Source organism: Sphingopyxis sp. NJF-3 (genome assembly GCF_053514865.1).
Map to the genome: position 1 here is coordinate 2,839,522 of NZ_CM130726.1, position 18,850 is coordinate 2,858,371.

20 protein-coding genes are annotated in these 18,850 nt (G+C 67.6%); 11 read left to right on the forward strand and 9 right to left on the reverse strand.

What is annotated here, in order from left to right:
- Window positions 1-81: 81 nt before the first annotated feature.
- From ACOTSS_RS13805 to ACOTSS_RS13815, 3 genes are all read left to right on the forward strand, one after another.
- On the forward strand, window positions 82-546 hold the full coding sequence (locus ACOTSS_RS13805; protein WP_448688694.1) for a Fur family transcriptional regulator: 465 nt from the start codon (window positions 82-84) through the stop codon (window positions 544-546).
- 104 nt (window positions 547-650) lie between these two features.
- Window positions 651-2,174, forward strand: coding sequence for a fumarate hydratase (locus tag ACOTSS_RS13810; RefSeq protein ID WP_448688695.1), 1,524 nt, complete (start codon window positions 651-653; stop codon window positions 2,172-2,174).
- Between the two features lie 3 nt (window positions 2,175-2,177).
- On the forward strand, window positions 2,178-2,633 hold the full coding sequence (locus ACOTSS_RS13815) for a VOC family protein (protein ID WP_448688696.1): 456 nt from the start codon (window positions 2,178-2,180) through the stop codon (window positions 2,631-2,633).
- Here ACOTSS_RS13815 and ACOTSS_RS13820 read toward each other — a convergent pair.
- Complete coding sequence (locus ACOTSS_RS13820) at window positions 2,630-3,787, reverse strand: DUF481 domain-containing protein (RefSeq protein WP_448688697.1); 1,158 nt, start codon at window positions 3,785-3,787, stop codon at window positions 2,630-2,632. The two genes, ACOTSS_RS13815 and ACOTSS_RS13820, sit on opposite strands and share 4 nt — an antisense overlap.
- 133 nt (window positions 3,788-3,920) lie before the next feature.
- Between ACOTSS_RS13820 and ACOTSS_RS13825 the strand changes: the two genes are divergently transcribed.
- Window positions 3,921-4,196, forward strand: a complete 276-nt coding sequence (locus ACOTSS_RS13825; RefSeq protein WP_448688698.1) for a hypothetical protein — start codon at window positions 3,921-3,923, stop codon at window positions 4,194-4,196.
- Window positions 4,197-4,221: 25 nt separating this feature from the next.
- On the opposite strand, the gene ACOTSS_RS13830 is transcribed toward ACOTSS_RS13825, so the two are convergent.
- Window positions 4,222-5,349, reverse strand: coding sequence for an MBL fold metallo-hydrolase (locus ACOTSS_RS13830; protein ID WP_448688699.1), 1,128 nt, complete (start codon window positions 5,347-5,349; stop codon window positions 4,222-4,224).
- A 3-nt stretch (window positions 5,350-5,352) separates the two neighbouring features.
- Entirely contained in the window at window positions 5,353-6,015 is a 663-nt protein-coding gene (locus ACOTSS_RS13835) for a cell cycle transcriptional regulator TrcR (protein WP_448688700.1), read from the reverse strand.
- A gap of 209 nt (window positions 6,016-6,224) precedes the next feature.
- Between ACOTSS_RS13835 and ACOTSS_RS13840 the strand changes: the two genes are divergently transcribed.
- From ACOTSS_RS13840 to murA, 5 genes are all read left to right on the forward strand, one after another.
- On the forward strand, window positions 6,225-6,794 hold the full coding sequence (locus ACOTSS_RS13840; RefSeq protein WP_448688701.1) for a hypothetical protein: 570 nt from the start codon (window positions 6,225-6,227) through the stop codon (window positions 6,792-6,794).
- Between the two features lies 1 nt (window position 6,795).
- A complete protein-coding gene (locus ACOTSS_RS13845) occupies window positions 6,796-7,257 on the forward strand; it encodes an N-acetyltransferase family protein (protein ID WP_448688702.1) in 462 nt (153 codons plus the stop codon).
- A gap of 61 nt (window positions 7,258-7,318) precedes the next feature.
- Window positions 7,319-8,287, forward strand: a complete 969-nt coding sequence (locus ACOTSS_RS13850) for a magnesium and cobalt transport protein CorA (protein ID WP_448688703.1) — start codon at window positions 7,319-7,321, stop codon at window positions 8,285-8,287.
- Between the two features lie 131 nt (window positions 8,288-8,418).
- Window positions 8,419-9,996, forward strand: coding sequence for an ABC-F family ATP-binding cassette domain-containing protein (locus tag ACOTSS_RS13855; RefSeq protein WP_448688704.1), 1,578 nt, complete (start codon window positions 8,419-8,421; stop codon window positions 9,994-9,996).
- A 63-nt stretch (window positions 9,997-10,059) separates the two neighbouring features.
- Entirely contained in the window at window positions 10,060-11,346 is a 1,287-nt protein-coding gene (murA, locus tag ACOTSS_RS13860; RefSeq protein WP_448688705.1) for a UDP-N-acetylglucosamine 1-carboxyvinyltransferase, read from the forward strand.
- On the opposite strand, the gene ACOTSS_RS13865 is transcribed toward murA, so the two are convergent.
- The 5 genes from ACOTSS_RS13865 to ACOTSS_RS13885 form a co-directional block, all read right to left on the reverse strand.
- Complete coding sequence (locus tag ACOTSS_RS13865) at window positions 11,343-12,308, reverse strand: DMT family transporter (RefSeq protein WP_448688706.1); 966 nt, start codon at window positions 12,306-12,308, stop codon at window positions 11,343-11,345. The genes murA and ACOTSS_RS13865 overlap by 4 nt on opposite strands.
- Window positions 12,305-13,315: a threonine aldolase family protein gene (locus ACOTSS_RS13870; RefSeq protein ID WP_448688707.1), complete on the reverse strand. Its 1,011-nt coding sequence runs from the start codon at window positions 13,313-13,315 to the stop codon at window positions 12,305-12,307. The genes ACOTSS_RS13865 and ACOTSS_RS13870 overlap by 4 nt, the downstream gene beginning before the upstream one ends.
- Window positions 13,316-13,356: 41 nt before the next feature.
- A complete protein-coding gene (locus ACOTSS_RS13875; protein WP_448688708.1) occupies window positions 13,357-14,094 on the reverse strand; it encodes a hypothetical protein in 738 nt (245 codons plus the stop codon).
- 151 nt (window positions 14,095-14,245) lie between these two features.
- Entirely contained in the window at window positions 14,246-14,407 is a 162-nt protein-coding gene (locus ACOTSS_RS13880) for a hypothetical protein (protein WP_448688709.1), read from the reverse strand.
- A 309-nt stretch (window positions 14,408-14,716) separates the two neighbouring features.
- Window positions 14,717-15,934 carry an argininosuccinate synthase gene (locus tag ACOTSS_RS13885; protein WP_448688710.1) on the reverse strand — a complete coding sequence of 406 codons (1,218 nt, stop codon included), beginning with the start codon at window positions 15,932-15,934 and terminating at the stop codon, window positions 14,717-14,719.
- A gap of 161 nt (window positions 15,935-16,095) precedes the next feature.
- Here ACOTSS_RS13885 and ACOTSS_RS13890 point away from each other — a divergent pair, with 161 nt between their 5' ends.
- Window positions 16,096-17,124, forward strand: coding sequence for a hypothetical protein (locus ACOTSS_RS13890; protein WP_448688711.1), 1,029 nt, complete (start codon window positions 16,096-16,098; stop codon window positions 17,122-17,124).
- A gap of 41 nt (window positions 17,125-17,165) precedes the next feature.
- Window positions 17,166-17,603, forward strand: a complete 438-nt coding sequence (locus ACOTSS_RS13895) for a DUF1801 domain-containing protein (protein ID WP_448688712.1) — start codon at window positions 17,166-17,168, stop codon at window positions 17,601-17,603.
- 11 nt (window positions 17,604-17,614) lie between these two features.
- Here ACOTSS_RS13895 and ACOTSS_RS13900 read toward each other — a convergent pair whose 3' ends face one another.
- The gene (locus ACOTSS_RS13900) at window positions 17,615-18,850 is read right to left on the reverse strand and encodes a class I SAM-dependent methyltransferase (RefSeq protein WP_448688713.1); all 1,236 of its coding nucleotides are present in this window, start codon (window positions 18,848-18,850) and stop codon (window positions 17,615-17,617) included.

Sequence of the window (18,850 nt, forward strand, 5' to 3'; positions counted from 1 at the left end):
CCGCGGCTTGCGGGCGCCCCTCTAAAGGCCTACATTAAGGATGCGCCGGCCGGTCCGCGCCGCGCGCTGAGGAACCCGCCGATGGGCAAGCATGATCATCCGCACGTCGAGGCCAGCGGCGCCTCGCTTGCCAACGCCGCACAGGCCGCGCTCGAACAGGCCGGCGAGGCGTGGACCGACATGCGCGCGCAGATTTTCGACGCGGTCGCCGAAATCGGCAAGCCCGCGAGCGCCTATGAGATCGCCGACATCGTCTCGCAAAAGCGCGGGAAGCGGGTCGCGCCCAACAGCGTCTATCGCATCCTCGATCTGTTCGTCGCCAACAACCTCGTCCGCCGCGTCGAAAGCGCCAACGCCTTCGTCGCGAACAGCCACCCCGGCTGCCTGCACGACTGCATTTTCCTGATCTGCGACAGTTGCGGCGCCGCGGTGCATGTCGACAACGACAGCCTGTCGGACGGCGTGCGCGCCGCCGCCGAAGCGGCCGGCTTTGCTGCCGAACGCCCGGTGATCGAAGTGCGCGGCAAATGCGCCGAGTGCCAATAGCGCCGCGCTGATCGCGACGCCTACTCCCGCAAGCCCCCTTTTCGTCGCCCCGCCCCGGGTCTAGGGGAAGCCCCGACTCCGAAACACGGGCAAGAGGGCTGCATATGAACACCGTCATCATCCGCGAGGATGACCTCGTCGAAACCATCGCCGACGCGCTCCAGTACATCAGCTATTTCCACCCGATGGACTATATCCGCGCCTTGGGTGCGGCCTATGAGCGCGAGGTGTCGCCCGCCGCGAAGGACGCGATGGCGCAGATATTGTCGAACAGCCGGATGTGCGCCGAGGGGCACCGCCCGATCTGCCAGGACACCGGCATCGTCACCGTCTTCGTCAAATGGGGCATGGACTGCCGCCTCGACAGCCCCCGTAGCCTCCAGCAGGTCGTCGATGAGGGCGTACGTCGCGCCTATCTGCACCCCGACAACAAGCTGCGCGCCTCAATTCTCGCCGACCCGGCGTTCAGCCGCGTCAATACGAAGGACAACACGCCCTCGGTCCTCAATGTCGAGATGGTGCCCGGCGACAAGGTGCATATCGATGTCGCCGCGAAGGGCGGCGGCAGCGAGAACAAGTCGAAGTTCAAGATGCTGAACCCCAGCGACTCGATCGTCGACTGGGTGCTCGACATGGTGCCGCAGATGGGCGCCGGCTGGTGCCCGCCCGGCATGCTCGGCATCGGCATCGGCGGCACGGCGGAAAAGGCGATGCTGCTCGCCAAGCAATCGCTGATGGACCCGATCGACATGACCGAACTGCTCGCGCGCGGCCCGGCTTCGCCGATCGAGGAATTGCGCATCGAGCTTTATGAAAAGGTCAACGCACTCGGCATCGGCGCGCAGGGCCTCGGTGGTCTCGCGACCGTGCTCGACATCAAGATCAGGGACTGGCCGACCCATGCGGCGTCGAAGCCGGTCGCGATGATCCCCAATTGCGCCGCGACGCGCCACGCCCACGTCACGCTCGACGGCAGCGGCCCCGCCTTCCTCGAACCCCCGGTGCTCGCCGACTATCCGCAGATCGACTGGGCGCCAGACAAGGCGGCGATCCGCGTCGACCTCGACACGCTGACGCCCGAAGTCGTGGCAAGCTGGAAGCAGGGCGACCGCATCCTGCTCAACGGCAAGATGCTGACCGGCCGCGACGCCGCGCACAAGCGTATCACCGACATGCTGGCGAAGGGCGAGAAGCTGCCCGTCGAGTTCAAGGGCCGCGTCATCTATTATGTCGGCCCGGTCGATCCGGTCGGCGAGGAGATCGTCGGCCCCGCGGGCCCGACCACGGCGACGCGCATGGACAAGTTCATGGACATGATGCTCGAACAGGGCCTGCTCGCCTGCGTCGGCAAGGCCGAGCGCGGCCCCGCCGCGACGCAGGCGATCGCCAAGCACAAGAGCGCCTATCTGATGGCGGTCGGCGGCGCCGCCTATCTGGTCGCGCGGGCGATCAAGGGCAGCCAGGTCGTCGGCTTCGCCGACCTCGGCATGGAGGCGATCTACGAATTCGAGGTCAAGGACTTCCCCGTTACCGTCGCGGTCGACAGCGAAGGCCAGAACGTCCACGTCAACGCGCCACTCGTCTGGCAGAAAAGGATCAGGGACGAGAGGCTGCTGGAGAAGGCCTGAGCCATGTCCGACCTCAACGGCGTCGCGCATGTCATCCTGACCGCGGGGGATTTCGCGCGGTCGACCGCCTTCTGGCGCGACGTCATCCGTTATCTCGGCCTCAAGGTCGTGCTCGACAATGATGCGATGCTCTATGGCGTCGGCGGCCGCACCGCGATCGGCATCCGCACCGGGAGTCCGGAAAATGCCGGCAAGCGCTTCGATCAGGGCGCGCCGGGGCTCCACCACGCCTGCTTCCGTCTGCGCGACCGCGCCGCGGTCGACCGCATTCATGCCTTTCTGAAGGACCGGGGCGACATCGTCTTCGTCCACGGCCCGCAGGAAGAACCCTGGGCGCCCGGCTATTATTCGATCCTGTTCGAGGACCCCGACGGCATCCGGATCGAATTCAACCACGTCCCCGGCGCCGGCCTGCTCGCCGAGGGGCAGGAAATCGGCGGCACCCAGGCGCTGGACTAGAAGCCGTAAACCAGCGTGAAGCGCGTCAGCGTGTCGAGATTCTCGACCCCCACGGGCGGATGGCTGTCGAGCTCGGCCGAATAGGAAACGCGCGCCGACAGCGCGCCCGACAATTTGGCGTTGAGCGCGGTCAGCGAGCTGGTCGTCGTCGTCCGTTCGCCGACGATCGTCGAGGCGACTTGCGACAGGCTGAGCGTCGGCGACAATTTCCAGCCGAGATCGAGCGCCGCGAGCCCGGTGAGTTCGCTTTCGGTGTCGCCATAGACGAGATCGGTCTGGCGCCATGCCGGTCCGGCCTTCAGGTTGAGGGTCAGGTCCTTCTTCGCGATGACCTTGTATCCGAGCCCGCCCGAAACGTTCCACCGCGCGTCATAACCCGCCATCCGGTCGCGCTCCCACCGCCCGAGTCCGAAGGCGAAGGCGCGGTCGCCGATGCGGGCCTGCGGTTCATATTCGGCGAGGAATTTCTCGACCGTCGTGCGGCCGTTGGTGCGCTGATAATCGCCCTGCGCGCGCAGCCGGTGGCTCCAGTCGATCCCCTTGCGGTTGAGCGCGATGCCCAGGCTGAGCCCGACCGAATCGGTGTTGCCGCTGCTGTGCGACGCGCCGATCTGGCCCTCCCCCTTCCAATTCTCCCAGAATTTCGAAGCCGCGAGCTTGGCGCGCGCCGCGTCGGCGGCCGCCTTCTTTTCGGCGGCGCGCCTTGCGCGATAGTCGGTCAGCAGCGCATCGATGTCGGCGACCCGGTCGGGACTGGTCTTCTTCGCGAGCGCGCCCACCGCCTCGACGTCGCCGTCCTTCTTGCTCGCCATCGCCGCGGCGAGCATCTGGCGGATCGGGTCGGGCTCGGGTTCGCCCTTGCCCTGCGCCTGCCAGGCGGCAAGGATCGCGTCGATGTCGGCTAGCGAACGCGGGTTCGTCGCCTTCGCCAGCGCGATCACGGTTTCGACATCCTTGCGCTCGCCGCTTTCGATCGCGGCCTCGATCATCGCGCGCACCGGATCGGGCAGCGGTATGGGTCGGGCTTCCACCGTCGACACGACCATCGGGGCGATACCCGAAGGAAGTGCCAGACCGGGCACGTCGGCGCATGCCGGCTGGGCGCCGGCGGCAATCAGGAGCGTGGCGGCCGAAAGGCGCGTGGATTGTCTCATCGAACGGGTCCTTCTCCGGGGGAGGAAAGAGGGCAGGATTTTCGATCGGGATAAAGGGCTTCGCCTCCCTTCGCCCCCCCCATAACCGCAAACGCGCTGGCATTTCCAGTGATAAGGCCCCATTTGCAATCCTATGCTGATCGCGATCCTCGCCATATTCTGCGCCGGCGTCGGCAATTTCGCTATGCACCGCGCCTTCATGGAGAGCGACGACCCGCTGGTGCAGCAGATGGTGAAGCCGCTCGCCGACAAGGTCGGGCCGCATATCACCTATGTCTTCGAATTCCTGCTGCTCGTCGGCGCGATGGCGATCGCGACGCGCAACTGGTTCACCGGGCTGCTGCTCTACGGCCTCTACACCATCTTCAACGCGCTGGCGTTCAGCTGGGTGATGCACCGGGGGGATTGAGGGGAAGAATCAACGGCTGATATGGTCACGCCACGCCGTGGTACCACCACACGCCGTCGCGGTCTTCCTTGCGTACCCGCCCTTCGAGCTCAAGCCGTTTCAGATGCGCGAGCGCCTCGCCGGTCGCAAGGCCCTGATTGTGCTCGCCGATCGGGCGGTTGAAGAGCAGCGGGAAGCAGTCGACCGCGCGCATCGGCGTCTCGGCGATCGCCTCGGCGAGCTTGTAGAGCCGCATGCGGTGCTCGTCGCGCAGCGCCATCAGGCGGACATGCAGCCCCTTGAACGGTTCGCCGTGCGCAGGGCAGGTGATCACGTCGGGGGGAATGATGCCGAGCAGCTTGTCGATCGACGCAAGCCATTCGCCCAGCGGATCGGCGTCGGGCTCGGTGATGTTGACCGACACGTTCGAGCTGATCCGCGGCAGCACCTGATCGCCCGACACCAGCACGCCCTCGCGCTCGTTCCACAGGCACGCATGTTCGGGGCTATGCCCCGAGCCGGTGACGACGCGCCACTGGTGCGCGCCCATGTCGATGCGGTCGCCATCCTGCATCCGCACATAGCTGCGCGGCAGCGGAAAGATCATGCGCTGGAACATGTTCCAGCCGCGCGCCTTCTGTGCCTCCAGCGCCACTTCGTCCCAGCCCGCGGCGCGCGACTGGGCGATGACCTCGTCGGGCGCGCTGTCGCTCGAATCGGCGACGATCGCGCGCGCGGTCAGCATCTCGCCGCGCGTCATCCACAGCTTCACGCCATGCTTCTTCGCGATCCAGCCGGCGAGCCCGATATGGTCGGGGTGGAGGTGGGTGCCGACGACGCGGGTGATCCGCGCATCCTTGAGCGCGCCCGCATAGAGCGCCTTCCAGGCATCCGAGCACAAAGTCAGGCAGATGCCGGTATCGACGACGGCGATTCCGTCCGCATCGTCGAGCAGCCAGCTGTTGATATGGCCGAGCGAGCCCGGCATCGGGATGCGCGCCCAGCTGATCCCGTTCGCGATGCGGATCGTCTCGCCCGTCCCCGGCGCAGCGTCGCCCCACGGATAGGTGAGCCCCGCATGGCTCGTCGCGGTGAAGCTGTCGTCCTGCGTCAGCGAGGCATCCGGCGAGCCGCTGGCCGCCGGAATGCCGTCCTCTTCACCGGCGCTCGCCACGCGTCAGGCTTCGTCGCCGGCTTCGGCTTCCTCGGCGGCGCGCGCTTCGGCGGCGGCGGTGCGTTCGGCGCGCAGTTCCTCGATCAGCGCCTCACGGTCGCCCTCGAAACGGCTGTCTTCCGGCGCCTTGATCCCGGCCTTCTTCGCGGCCTTGGCGACGAGCGCGTCGAGCTCGCGCTGCGAGCAGAGGCCGAGCGTCACGGGGTCCTTGGGCACGATATTCGCGCTGTTCCAGTGGCTGCGGTCGCGGATCGCGCCGATCGTGTTGCGCGTCGTGCCGATCAGCTTGCCGATCGCGCCGTCCGACACCTCGGGATGGTTCTTCAGGATCCAGGCGATGCCGTCGGGCTTGTCCTGGCGCTTGCTGACCGGGGTGTAGCGCGGCCCGCGGGTGCGGCGGATCGTGTCCTGCCCCTGCACGCTCATCTTGAGCTTGTATTCGGGGTCCTTCTGGCCCTTCTCGATCTCTTCCATCGACAGCTCGTGCGCGCGCACCGGATCGCGACCGGTATATTTGGTCGCCGCGGTCTCGTCGGCGATCGCCTGCACCTCGAGGATGTGGATGCCGCAAAATTCGGCGATCTGGGCGAAGGTCAGGCCGGTGTTGTCGACCAGCCAGGCGGCGGTCGCGTGCGGCATCAGCGGGGTCGGATTGGCGTTGGCCATGGCTGGGTTTCTCCAAGCGGAAATAATAAGGGCCGCCCCTCGCGGGGCGGCCGGACATTGACGGTCGCTCTATACCGGATTGACGAAGGGGGCAAGAGGCGGACGAACGCATCGGTCGCCATGACCATCCCGCGCATTTCCCGATTGGACAGCCTGTCCGCGCTGCGCCACTATGAGACGCACGAAGCCCGTCCGGCAAAGGAAGACCCATGATCGTCCGCACCCTGTTCCTGAGCGCCGCGCTCGCGCTCTCCGCCGCGCCGGCTGTCGCCGAGCCGGCCCGGAGCGACGCCACCGCGCCAGCCGGCGCCTCCGCGTTCGACTGGGAGATCGGGACATGGACGACGGTGGTGAAGGTGCGCCGCAATCCGCTGTCCGGGACCGCGCCCGACTGGGCCGAATATCGCGGCACCAGCGTCGTGCGCCCGCTGATGGGCGGCCGCGCCAATTTCGTCGATCTCGCGGTATCGGGCGACGCGGGAACGATCGAGGGCGGCTCGCTGCGGCTCTTCAACCCCAAGACCGGCCAGTGGAGCCTCAATTATGCGAGCGCGGGCGGCGGCGAGCTGACCGCCCCCATCTATGGCGGGTTCGACGCGGCGGGCCGCGGCCTGTTCTACGGGCAGGATCGATTGGATGGCCGCGTCATCCTCGTCCGCTTCGTCATCACCCGCGCCTCGGCCGACGAGGCGCGCTTCGAACAGGCCTATTCGGCCGACGGCGGCGCGACGTGGGAGGAGAACTGGATCGCCGTCGACACGCGGCGCCCGGCTCGCTGAAATGCCCACCGACCTCCTGATCCGCGCGCCCGTGCAAAGCGATTTCGACCGCTGGCTGCCGCTGTGGCAGGGCTATAACGAATTCTACGGCCGCAGCGGCACCACCGCGCTCCCTTCCGACGTCACATCGGCGACCTGGGTGCGCTTCTTCGACCCCGATCAGCCGGTGCATGCGCTCGTGGCCGAGGCGGAGGGCGAACTTCTCGGCCTCGTCCATTATCTCTATCACCGCAGCACGACCTCGATCGCCGACATCTGCTACCTGCAGGATCTGTTCACCGCCGAAGCGGCGCGCGGACGCGGCATCGCTTCGGCGCTGATCCTGCGGGTGGCCGAGGAAGCGCGCACGGCGGGCGCCGCGCGCGTCTATTGGCAGACGCACGAGACCAACCACACCGCGCGCCGCCTCTACGACGCGATCGCCGAACGCTCGGGCTTCCTCGTCTATCGCATCATGCTGTGACCGGCCTTGCGGCGGCTCCGTCCGCGGCTATGCTCGCGCCGACCCAGCAGGATGCCCGCCAATGCCGATCATGGCCGCCCGTCTCTACAATCAAGGCAAGCTGGTGCGCGACATCGGCCCCGAAGAGGCGATCCCCGACCAGTGCGCCGAGGGTGATTTCTTCTGGCTCGGCCTCTACGAGCCCACCGCGGCCGAACTCCAGGGCATCGCGGCCCGCTTCGGCCTGCACCCGCTCGCGGTCGAGGATGCGCTGAAGGCGAACCAGCTCCCCAAGGCCGACGTCTATGGCGACCAGCTCTTCGTCATCGCGCGCACCGCCAATCTCGACGCCGACACGATCCAGCCGGGCGAAACCGCCTTCTTCCTCGGCCGCCATTTCATCGTCAGCGTCCGCCACGGCTCGGCGCGCGGCCATGCCGAGGTGCGCGCGCGGCTCGAAGCCTCGCCGACGCTGCTCGGGCACGGCCCCGACTATGTCCTCCACGCCATCCTCGACTTCATCGTCGACGGCTATTTCCCGGTGATCGACGCGATCGAGGACCGGATGCTGCTGCTCGAGGAAAGCGTGATGGACACGCCGCTCGATGCCGACGAAATCCGACACCTTTATGCCCAGCGGCACGAGATCATACGCTTCCAGCGGCTCGCCGGGCTGATGAAGGATGTGACGTGGAAGCTCGCGACGACGCCGCTGCCGTGCATCGACGATCCGGTCCGCCCCTTCTTCCGCGACGTATGGGATCATGTCCAACGCGCCGAATTCCGCCTGACCGGGCTGCGCGACATCGCCGCGAGCGTGATCGAGACCAACGGCCTTCTCGAACAGCAGCGCCAGGGCGTCATCACGCGCCAGCTCGCCGCCTGGGCCGCGATCCTTGCCGTACCGACCGCGATCGCGGGCATCTACGGAATGAATTTTGAGCATATGCCCGAGCTCGGCTGGACCTTCGGCTATCCCTTCGCGCTCGCGCTGATGGGCGGCATCTGCGGCCTCCTCTACTGGCGATTCAAGAGCATCGGCTGGCTCTAGATGCCCGCCCCGGTTGCATCGCTCCGCCGCAATCCCTAGATTAAGAGCTCGATCGAACCGGAGTGACCTCGTCATGGACAACAGGCTGACCGCATCGCCCACCCGCCTTGCTGCCTGGAAAGCCCCTGTTCATGCCTTCGATCACCATCACCCGTCTTCGCTGGTCCACCCCTGACGGCCGCGCCGTCTTCACCGACCTCGACCTCCAGTTCCAGCGCGAACGCACCGGCATCGTCGGGCGCAACGGCGTCGGCAAATCGACGCTGCTGCGCCTGATCGCCGGCGAGATTTCCCCCGCCGCGGGCAGTATCGCCATCGAGGGCAGCATCGCGATGCTGCGCCAGACGGTGCAGGTGGGCGGGGACGAAACGATCGCCGACCTGTTCGGCGCGCGCGCGGCGCTCGCGCTCGTCCGCAAGGCCGAAGCAGGCGACGCCACCGCCGACGAGATCGCCGAGGCCGACTGGACGCTCGATGCGCGCATCGAGGAGGCGCTCGCGAAGACCCGCCTGCCACTTTCGCCCGACACGCCGCTCGCCGCCCTCTCGGGCGGCCAGCGCACGCGCGCCGCGCTTGCGGGCGCGATCTTCGCCGCGCCCGATTTCCTGCTGCTCGACGAGCCGACCAACAATCTCGATCGCGACGGCCGCGCCGCAGTGCGCGACCTGCTCGCCGGATGGCGCGGCGGCGCGATCGTCGTCAGTCACGACCGCGAGCTGCTCGAGGACATGGACGCGATCGTCGAACTGACGACGCTGGGCGCCGCGCGCACCGGCGGCGGCTGGAGTGCGTATCGCGCGCGCAAGGAGGCCGAACAGGCGGCCGCCGAAGCCCGGCTCGCGAGCGCCGAAAAGGGCGTCGGCCAGGCGCAGCGCCGGGCGCAGGCGGCGAGCGAGCGGCAGGACCGGCGCGACGCGGGCGGGCGGCGGAAGGCAGCGCGCGGCGACCTGCCGAACATCCTGATCGGTGCTCGCAAGCGCCGCGCGGAAGAAAGCCGCGCCGCCGGCAGCCGCCTCGCCGATCGTCAGCGGGACGCCGCCGAAGAGCAGCTCGCCGAGGCGCGCCGCCGCGTCGAGGTCGTCGACCCGCTCGCGGTCGCGCTGCCGTCGAGCGGCCTGCCCGCGTCGCGCACCGTGCTCGAACTCGACCACGTCACCGCGGGCCATGTCCGCGGGCGGCCGGTCATCCGCGACCTGTCGCTGACGATCACCGGCCCCGAACGCATCGCGCTCGCCGGCCCCAACGGCTCGGGCAAGTCGACCCTGCTCGCGCTCGTCGCCGGGACACTCGAACCGTGGCAGGGCAGCGTTCGGACGCCGGTTCGCTTCGCCTTCTTCGACCAGCGCGTGTCGCTGCTCGACCCCGCCCGTTCGATCGCGGAGAATTTCGCGCGGCTCAATCCGGGGACGACGAACAACCAGTGCCGCGCCGCGCTTGCGCGCTTCGGCTTTCGCGCCGAGGCCGCCGACCGCGTCGCCGGCACGCTGAGCGGCGGCCAGATGCTGCGCGCGGGGCTCGCCTGCACGCTCGGCGCGCCGGCGCCGCCGCAATTGCTGATCCTCGACGAGCCGACCAACCATCTCGACCTCGACTCGCTATCCGCGGTCGAGGCCGGGCTCGCGGCCTATGACGGCGCGCTGCTCGTCGTCAGCCACGACGGAGCGTTTCTGGAGGCGATCGGCATCGCGCGGACCATCGAGCTCTGCTGATGCCGAGGGCGGGCGCGCCACCGCGCCGCTTGCGCGGTCCCGTGCATCCGCTAAAGACACCCGATGGATCAGATCGTCATTCGCGGCGGCCAGCGACTCAAGGGCCGTATCCCCATCTCCGGCGCCAAGAATGCCGCGCTCACGCTGCTGCCCTGCGCGCTGCTCACCGACGAGCCGCTGACCTTGCGCAACCTGCCGCGGCTCGCCGATGTCGACGGTTTCGGCCACCTTCTCAACCAGCTCGGCTGCTCGACGACGATCGAGGGATCGCGGCCCGAGGATTTCGGGCGGGTGATGACCGCGCGGACGACGACGCTGACCTCGACCGTCGCGCCCTATGACATCGTGCGCAAGATGCGCGCCTCGATCCTCGTCCTCGGCCCGCTGCTCGCGCGTGCGGGCGAAGCGACGGTCAGCCTCCCCGGCGGCTGCGCGATCGGCAACCGCCCGATCGACCTTCACCTGAAGGCATTGGAAGCCTTCGGCGCCGAGATCGAGCTCGCCTCGGGCTATGTGAAGGCCAGCGCGCCGGGTGGCGGCCGCCTGCCCGGCGGCAAGTTCACCTTTCCCGTCGTGTCGGTCGGCGCGACCGAGAATGCGCTGATGGCAGCGGTGCTCGCCAAGGGGACCTGCGTGCTCGAAAATGCGGCGCGCGAGCCCGAGATCGTCGACCTCTGCAACTGCCTCGTCGCGATGGGCGCGCAGATCGACGGCATCGGCACCGAGACGCTGACGATCGAGGGCGTCGACCGGCTGCACGGCGCGACCTATCGCGTGATGGCCGACCGCATCGAGGCGGGCAGCTACGCCTGCGCCGCGGTGATCACCGAGGGCGACGTCGAGCTGGTCGGGGCCAAGGCGGCCGAGATGGAAGCGACGCTCGCCGCGCTGCGCGAGGCGGGCGCGACGGTCGAGGAGACCAAGGCCGGCATCCGCGTCGCCATGGCGGGCCGCGCCCAGCCGGTCACGCTGTCGACCGCGCCCTACCCCGGCTTCGCGACCGACATGCAGGCGCAGTTCATGGCGATGGCGACGCTCGGCACCGGCGCTTCGCTGTTCACCGAGACGATCTTCGAGAACCGCTACATGCACGTCCCCGAACTCGCGCGCATGGGCTGCGACATCCAGGTCAAGGGCCGCACCGCGATCGTCCGCGGCGTCGACAAGCTGGTCGGCGCGCCGGTGATGGCGACCGACCTGCGCGCCTCGATGAGTCTGATCATCGCCGGCCTTGCCGCCGAAGGGCAAACCGAAGTCAACCGCGTCTATCACCTCGACCGCGGCTATGAGCGGCTGGAGGAAAAGCTGCAGGCGGTTGGCGCCGACATCGAGCGGATCAGCGCAGGCTAATCCTCGACGGGCTCCTCACAGGGCACCGATACCATATTGCCACTGACCGAGGGTCGCACGGGCCGCTTCGCCACCGCGATCACCAATCCGACGAGCGCGACCGCGCCGCCGGCGATCGACAGCAGCGACCAGCGATAGCCTTCGAAGACGGTCGAAAAGCCCATCGCGATGATCGGGATCAGCACGCTCGACCACGCCGCCTGCCCCGGCCCCACCGCGCGGATGATATTGAAATAGAGCGGAAAGGTCACCGCACTCGCGATGACGCCGAGATAGAGCACGCCGCCCAGATAGACGAAGCTCGTCTCGATCACCGGCGGCCCGGTGGTGATCCACGCGAAGGCGCCGTCGGCGAGTGCGCCGAACAGCATCGCCCAGGCGATCATAACCGTCATCGACTGCGCGCGAGCGAGGGCCGTTCCCTGCATGACGTTGGCGGTCGAGGCGCTGAGCACGCCCGAAAGCGTGAAGGCGGTGCCGGTAATCACCGCTGCCGGCCCGAGCGCCGCGGCGCGATATTCGTGGACGATCATCATCGCGACCCCGGCGATCGCGATCCCGGCGCCGAGGAGGAAGCGCCCCTCGAGTGGCGTCTTCAGAAAGGCGCGGCCGAGCAGCGTGTTGGGCACGATCAGCAGCGCGAACAGCACCGCGACGAGACCCGAGGTGATATGCTGTTCGGCGCGATAGACGAAATTGAAGTTGAAGGTGAACTGCGCGATGCCGAGCAGCGCCGCGAAGGCCAGCGCGCGCGGATCGAGCCAGATCCGCTCACGGCGCAGCGCGGCGAAGGCGAACATCGCCAGCGCCGCGACCGTAAAGCGGTAGGTCACCGACCAGCTCGGCGGCACGACGCCGAGCTGCCCGGTGATCACGATCCAGGTCGATCCCCAGATCAGCGTCACGAGCGCAAAGGGGAGGAGGACGCGCGGGGTGAGCAGCGTCGGCTGTACCCCGCTCATAGCGCCGCGATCGCGGCGGCGAGCGGCGCGACCGCGGCGGCATCCTGATCCCAGCTCACGACGAGGCGCGCCGCGCCCTCGCCCCAGTCGTAGAAATCATAGCCCGCGCCGCGCAGCCGCGCCGCCTCGTCGGCGGTCAGGCGGACGAACAACTCGTTCGCCTCGACCGGATAGAGAAGCCGGTCGCCGCACGCTGCGGCGAGCGCCGCCGCGCCGGCGTTGGCCGCGCGCGCATTGGCGAGCCAGAGATCGTTCGTCAGCATCGCGCGGATTTGCGCCGCGACGAAGCGCCCCTTGCTGAGCAGGTGGCCGCCGCGCTTCTTGAGCTCACGCACCCCCGCGCCGCCGCTGCCGCCGAAGAAGACCAGCGCCTCCGCCATCATCGCGCCATTCTTCGTAAAGCCAAAGGAGAGGGCGTCGACCCCCGCACGCCACGTCACGTCGGCAGGGGCGCAGCCCAAGAAGGCCACCGCGTTGGCGAAGCGGGCGCCGTCCATGTGCAGCTTCATCCCCTCGGCGCGGGCGGTCTCGCCGATCGCCCCGATCTCGTCGGCACGCCACGCGAGACCATATTCGGTCGCGTTGGTGATGCTGATCGCCGCGGGCTGGACCTGGTGCACGTCCTTGCGGATGCCCGCGATACGCCGGCGGAGCGCATCCGCGTCGACCTTCGCGCCGCGCCCCGGCAGAAGCATTGGCTTGGCGCCGCCCGAATAGAAGGCCGGAGCCCCGCATTCGTCGACCTCGATATGCGCTTCCTCGTGACAGAGGATGCCCTGCCACGGGCGCACGAAATGGGCGAGGATGATGCTGTTCGCGGCCGTCCCCGTCGGAATCCACACGACCTCGCAACTCGTCTCGAACAGCTCCGAAAAGGCGGCGTCGAGCGACTGGCTGAGCGCGTCGCCGTCATAGGCGGTGTCGACATGGTTCGCGGCGGCGATCGCCTCCATCACCGCGGGGTGGACGGCGGCGGCGTTGTCGGAAAAGAAGCGGGTCGCGGTCATGCCGCGCGCCTTAGCGCAGGTCGCGGCCCCATGCTAATGCTTCATGGAGGCGGGCTGTCGGAGGCATCGGTTTCGGTGGCCCCCGAGGTCGTGCCATGCGCCAGCCCCACGCCGCCCGCGAGCCCCATGCCGCCGGCCATGCCCATTCCGCCGCCTCCGCCGCCGCCCCGGCCACCGCCGCTGCCGCCCTCGCCGCCCTTCGCCCCGCCGCCCTTGCCGCCCGAGCTTGCCGGGCGCGTCGGCCCCTGAAGCGGGATCGCGGCGTCGGCGGGCACCGGGTCGAGATCGAGCGCCTTGCGGATGAAATCGCGCAGCGCCACGACGAGCGCATGGGTGTGCACCGGCCGCCCTTCGACCAGTTCCTGCGCCGCGCGGCTCGCGAGCCGCACCTGTTCCTCGGTGCCGAGCAGGATGATGTCGGACAGCGCCGCTTCGACCGCGTCGCGGATGCGCCGGGCGCGATCGGATTCTTCTCCGCCGCCGCGCGGCAGGTCGAGCACCGGCTCCGCGTCCGGGGTTTCCGCCTGCGCCGCTCGGCGCAGGTCGCGCAAATGCCGCGGATCGACCATCAGGTCGCCGGTGAACGAGCCGCCGAGCGTCTTGTAGGCCGCGATCAGCGTCCGCAGCCGCTCGTTGATCTGGCGGTTCATCCGTTCGCGGCGCTGCTGGATGGTCTGCATGACCATCAGCCGAATGCCGACACCGATGAGCGTGAAGAGCGCAAGGCTCAGCAGCGTCGCGCCGATGCTGTGCCACGAGGAGAAATCGAACAGGCGCACGGCGGCGACAACCTTCCCAGCCCGGACAGCCGACCCGGAAAGCCGTTATCGGCTCCGGACCGTCGGACGATGCTGTCTTGCCGCCTGCACGCCGGCCGCGCCACCCCAATCTTCGGAGCGAAGGCGCGGGGAACGGAAGGTACGGACGCGACTAGGGGCCCTGCCCCTGGTCGCCGAGTTCGTCCGACGTCGACAGACGCCGGTAGATACGGCCACCGAGCGTCCGCGAACGGCGCACCAGATAATGTCCCGGAAGGATCAGGCGCATCCGCGCACCGTGGCGACTCAGCATCGTGCCGATGCGTGGAAACATGATGACGCATGACTGCCATTCATAGTCATTAGGGTCGTTTGACGCTGGAATCGACATGAGAACCTCGCGCTGTTTCCCGGCAAGCCCCCACCCAATGCGAATGATGTTTTATGCTTCTGGAATACGTCGGACTGGTCAAATCCGCCGGAACACTACCATTTTGGCAGTTTTTTGCACTTGGCTATGTCGCACGCACGGCGCGTTTCAGCGCAATCCGGCCCCGAAAGCACGGTGCGTCGGACGACGTAAGCACCGCCGCCACTCGAAATGGGCAAAGTGGGGGAAGCGGCGCCGGTTGCCGCCGCGTCCCTATTGGTCGCGACGCGCGAGCAGCTTGAGGCGCAGCGCGTTGAGCTTGATGAAGCCCGCCGCGTCCTTCTGGTCATAGGCGCCGGCGTCGTCCTCGAAGGTGACGTGGCGCTCGCTGTACAGGCTGTGCGGCGACTTGCGCCCCACGACGCTCGCGTTGCCCTTGTACAGCTTCAGCCGCACCGTGCCCGACACCTTTTCCTGGCTGTGGTCGATCGCCGCCTGCAGCATCTCGCGCTCAGGCGCGAACCAGAAGCCGTTGTAGATGAGCTCGGCATATTTCGGCATCAGCTCGTCCTTGAGATGCGCCGCGCCGCGGTCGAGCGTGATGCTCTCGATCCCGCGATGGGCCCGCGCATAGATTTCGCCGCCGGGCGTTTCGTACATGCCGCGCGACTTCATGCCGACGAAGCGGTTCTCGACGAGGTCGAGGCGGCCGACGCCGTGCTTGCGGCCGAGGTCGTTCAACGCCGCGAGCAGGGTCGCGGGCGACATCGCCTGGCCGTTCAGCGCGACGCCGTCGCCGCGCTCGAAATCGATGGTGATATATTCGGGCGCGTCGGGAGCGTCCTCGGGGTTCACCGTGCGCGAATAGACGTAATCGGGGGTCTCTTCCCACGGATTCTCGAGCACCTTGCCCTCCGACGAGGTGTGGAGGAGGTTCGCGTCGGTGCTGAACGGGCTTTCGCCGCGCTTGTCCTTGGGCACCGGAATCTGGTTCTTCTCGGCGAAGTCGATCAGCGCGGTGCGGCTGGTCAGATCCCATTCGCGCCACGGCGCGATGACCTTGATGTCGGGGTTCAGCGCATAGCAGGACAGTTCGAAACGCACCTGGTCGTTACCTTTGCCCGTCGCGCCGTGCGCGACCGCATCGGCACCGGTTTCCTTCGCGATCTCGACCAGCCGCTTCGAGATCAGCGGCCGCGCGATCGAGGTGCCGAGCAGATAATCGCCCTCGTAGCGGGCATTGGCGCGCATCATCGGAAAGACGAAGTCGCGCACGAACTCCTCACGCAGATCGTCGATATAGATGTGATTCGGCGCGATCCCCATCAGCTCGGCCTTGGCGCGCGCGGGCTCCAATTCCTCGCCCTGCCCCAGGTCGGCGGTGAAGGTCACCACCTCACAGCCATAGGTCACCTGCAACCATTTCAGGATGACGCTGGTGTCGAGCCCCCCCGAATAGGCGAGGACGACGCGCTTGATGGACTCGGACATGGGGGCACCCCTGGCTGGAAACGACGCGGGCGCGCCTATCAGGCTCGCTCGCGCCGCGCAACGCGGGCTTTAGGAATCCTTCAAAACTCCATCAAGACGCAGGCGGCACCGCGATGGCAAATCCTGACCAACAACGGCATCGGAACGGGAAGGGTTTGATCATGGCATCAGGATGGAGGCAGGCCGGCGCGGCTTCGCTGGCGTTGATTTTAGCCGGTTGCGGCGGCGGTAACAGCCAGGCGAGCGATGGCGCGGAGGCAAGCACCGATACCGCCGCTGCGGCTTCGAAGCCCGCGGCGCCGCTCGAAGACGCGCTGTTGATGCCGCCGTCGTGGATGCCATCCGACTGGGACCGCAACGTGACCTACGGCGCCGGCGAACCGGGTTCGGACGACAGCAAGAACAAACGCAGCGCGCGTCAGCAGATGCTGGCGACGGTCCCCTTCACCCTGTGGGCGGTGGCCAACGACACGCTGGTGACCGAGGCGTTTGAACCGATCTGGGTGTGGTACACCGCGATCCGGTCGTGCGATCGCGGCATCCAGATGAGCGACGATCTGGCCGGCGAGTTCGGCGACCGCGAACGCGGCAAGGCCGCGCTCACCCAGGCCCGCACCGAACTCAAGACCTGGGCCGCCAGCCAACCGCGCGAACTGACGCTCTATTTTACCGCGCGACTGGGCCAGTGGAACGAAAGCACCGGCGCCTTTCCGTTGCAGCAGCCGGGGCGAGCCACGTCCTTCAAGCCCAAGGCGATCAAGGCGATCGATGACTTTCACGATGGCGCCACGGTCCAATTGCGAACCTCCTCGACCGGAGAGAATGCGATCGCCTATTTTCAGGCGTCGCTGGTCGCGCCGCAATGTCCGAACAGGGATAAGTCGCGCATCTATAAATTCGAAAAAATGTCGCAATGGTGGGTCTATTTCGGCGATGTCGATACCGGCGTGGCCGGACAGGTCGACTTTAAAGCACCGGCGCTGTTACCCCCCATCACCATGTCGCGCGAAGCCGCCGCCGCCTTTTCCCAGCGCAACAGCCAGCGCGAGGTCGAGGTTGCCGTGACCTTCGTCCCGGCGGGGTCGAGTTTTCTGAAACTCAGCGACCAGTCGGCGATCCGGGCCAATTACAAACAGGTGACCATCACCGACGCGCTGAACGACACGGTGCTGGCGTCGAAGGCCTACTGAAAATCGCCGAAACGGGCTATGGTGGGCGCGAGGGAGCGTTTGTGGCCAAAGCCGGCATCAAGACCGAGGCGACCGGGGTGCGCGTCGCCGATTTCATCGCCGCGGTCCCCGACGCGCGGCGGCGCGAGGAGGCGGCGATCGTCGACGCCATCCATCGCCGCGTGACCGGGCATCAGCCCCGGATGTGGGGACCGTCGATCATCGGCTATGGCAGCTATGACTATGTCTATGACAGCGGCCATTCGGGAACGATGTGCCGCGCCGGATTTTCCCCCCGCAAGGCGGCGATGACGGTCTATCTGATGGGTCATTACGGCGACGAGCAGAATGAGGCCGATGCGCTGTTCGCGAAGCTGGGCAAGCACAGGACCGGCAAGTCCTGCCTGTACATCAACAAGCTCGCCGACGTAGATCTGGACATTCTCGAACGGCTCGTCGCGCTGAGTTGGGACAGCATGAACGCGATATATCCCGCCTGACCTGGTCGCCCCTACGAATAACGCCTTTCGGCTTCGCCGATATAATCGCGCGTCAGCGGCAGCGCGTGGCGGCTGCGCGCGAACTGGATCTGATAATTGCCCATCCCGCCGCTTTCGAACGCCGAGGTCGCGCCGGCGAGGTAGAAGGTCCACATGCGGAAGAAGCGCATCCCCATCATCTGGACGATCTCGGCCTCGTGCGCGAGGGTGCGGGCGTACCATTGGCGCAGGGTCAGCGCATAATGAAGGCGCAGCGTCTCGACATCGGTGACGATCAGCCGGCTCTTCTCGCTCGCCGCGAGCGTCTCGCTGAGCGCCGGGATATAGCCGCCGGGGAAGATATATTTGCGGGTGAAGGCGTCGGTCGACCCCGGCTTGCCGAAGCGGCCGATGGTGTGGAGCAGCATCACGCCGTTCGCCGTCATCAGATTGGCGGCGGCGCGGAAGAAGGTCTCGAAATTGCGCGCGCCGACATGTTCGAACATGCCGACCGACACGATGCGGTCGAAACGCCCCGCGTCACGTGCCGCGAGGTCGCGATAGTCGATCAGCTCGAAGGACACGCGGTCGGCGACCCCCGCCGCGGCGGCGCGCTCCTTCGCGAGCGCCAGTTGCTCTTCCGACAGCGTGATTCCCAGCACCTCGACCTCGGCGAGCTTCGCCAAGGTGATCGCCATGCCGCCCCAGCCACAGCCGATGTCGAGGATGCGCTGACCCGGCGCGAGCGCGAGCTTCGCCGCGATATGCGCCTTCTTCGCCGCCTGCGCCTCATCGAGCGTCATGTCCGCGCGCGGCCAGTATGCGCAGCTATATTGCATGTCGCTGTCGAGAAAGAGGCGGTAGAGGTCGTTGCCGATATCGTAATGATGCGCGACATTGGCGCGCGAGCGGCTCCGCCGGTTGATCGAATTGATCCGCGTCTTCAGCCAGTCGACCGCCTCGCCCGCCGCCGTCTTGTCCTTGAGCTTCGCGCCGCGGTCCCACGGCGTGTTGGCGCGGATCAGCGTGATCAGCTCCATGATGTCGCCGCGCTCGATCCGCATCTCGCCGTCCATGAAGGCTTCGGCGGCGCCGAGCCGCGGGTCGAGGATGATCCGGCGCATGCCCTTGCGGCTGGTGAAGCGGATCGTCACCTCGGGGAAAGCGGGCGTAGGCGTGCCGAAATGCTCCTCGCCGCCGTCGGGATCGATGACGGTCAGCCGGCCCTGGCGAACGATGCGCGAGAGAAAGGGGCGGAGAATGGACAT

What these genes read in the sequence shown, in the direction of transcription:
- ACOTSS_RS13805 (WP_448688694.1), top strand. Translation starts at nt 82, where the DNA reads ATGGGCAAGCATGATCATCCGCACGTCGAGGCCAGCGGCGCCTCGCTT.
- ACOTSS_RS13810 (WP_448688695.1), top strand. Translation starts at nt 651, where the DNA reads ATGAACACCGTCATCATCCGCGAGGATGACCTCGTCGAAACCATCGCC.
- ACOTSS_RS13815 (WP_448688696.1), top strand. Translation starts at nt 2,178, where the DNA reads ATGTCCGACCTCAACGGCGTCGCGCATGTCATCCTGACCGCGGGGGAT.
- ACOTSS_RS13820 (WP_448688697.1), bottom strand. Translation starts at nt 3,787, where the DNA reads ATGAGACAATCCACGCGCCTTTCGGCCGCCACGCTCCTGATTGCCGCC.
- ACOTSS_RS13825 (WP_448688698.1), top strand. Translation starts at nt 3,921, where the DNA reads ATGCTGATCGCGATCCTCGCCATATTCTGCGCCGGCGTCGGCAATTTC.
- ACOTSS_RS13835 (WP_448688700.1), bottom strand. Translation starts at nt 6,015, where the DNA reads ATGGCCAACGCCAATCCGACCCCGCTGATGCCGCACGCGACCGCCGCC.
- ACOTSS_RS13840 (WP_448688701.1), top strand. Translation starts at nt 6,225, where the DNA reads ATGATCGTCCGCACCCTGTTCCTGAGCGCCGCGCTCGCGCTCTCCGCC.
- ACOTSS_RS13845 (WP_448688702.1), top strand. Translation starts at nt 6,796, where the DNA reads ATGCCCACCGACCTCCTGATCCGCGCGCCCGTGCAAAGCGATTTCGAC.
- ACOTSS_RS13850 (WP_448688703.1), top strand. Translation starts at nt 7,319, where the DNA reads ATGCCGATCATGGCCGCCCGTCTCTACAATCAAGGCAAGCTGGTGCGC.
- ACOTSS_RS13855 (WP_448688704.1), top strand. Translation starts at nt 8,419, where the DNA reads ATGCCTTCGATCACCATCACCCGTCTTCGCTGGTCCACCCCTGACGGC.
- murA (WP_448688705.1), top strand. Translation starts at nt 10,060, where the DNA reads ATGGATCAGATCGTCATTCGCGGCGGCCAGCGACTCAAGGGCCGTATC.
- ACOTSS_RS13865 (WP_448688706.1), bottom strand. Translation starts at nt 12,308, where the DNA reads ATGAGCGGGGTACAGCCGACGCTGCTCACCCCGCGCGTCCTCCTCCCC.
- ACOTSS_RS13870 (WP_448688707.1), bottom strand. Translation starts at nt 13,315, where the DNA reads ATGACCGCGACCCGCTTCTTTTCCGACAACGCCGCCGCCGTCCACCCC.
- ACOTSS_RS13880 (WP_448688709.1), bottom strand. Translation starts at nt 14,407, where the DNA reads ATGTTTCCACGCATCGGCACGATGCTGAGTCGCCACGGTGCGCGGATG.
- ACOTSS_RS13885 (WP_448688710.1), bottom strand. Translation starts at nt 15,934, where the DNA reads ATGTCCGAGTCCATCAAGCGCGTCGTCCTCGCCTATTCGGGGGGGCTC.
- ACOTSS_RS13890 (WP_448688711.1), top strand. Translation starts at nt 16,096, where the DNA reads ATGGCATCAGGATGGAGGCAGGCCGGCGCGGCTTCGCTGGCGTTGATT.
- ACOTSS_RS13900 (WP_448688713.1), bottom strand. Translation starts at nt 18,850, where the DNA reads ATGTCCATTCTCCGCCCCTTTCTCTCGCGCATCGTTCGCCAGGGCCGG.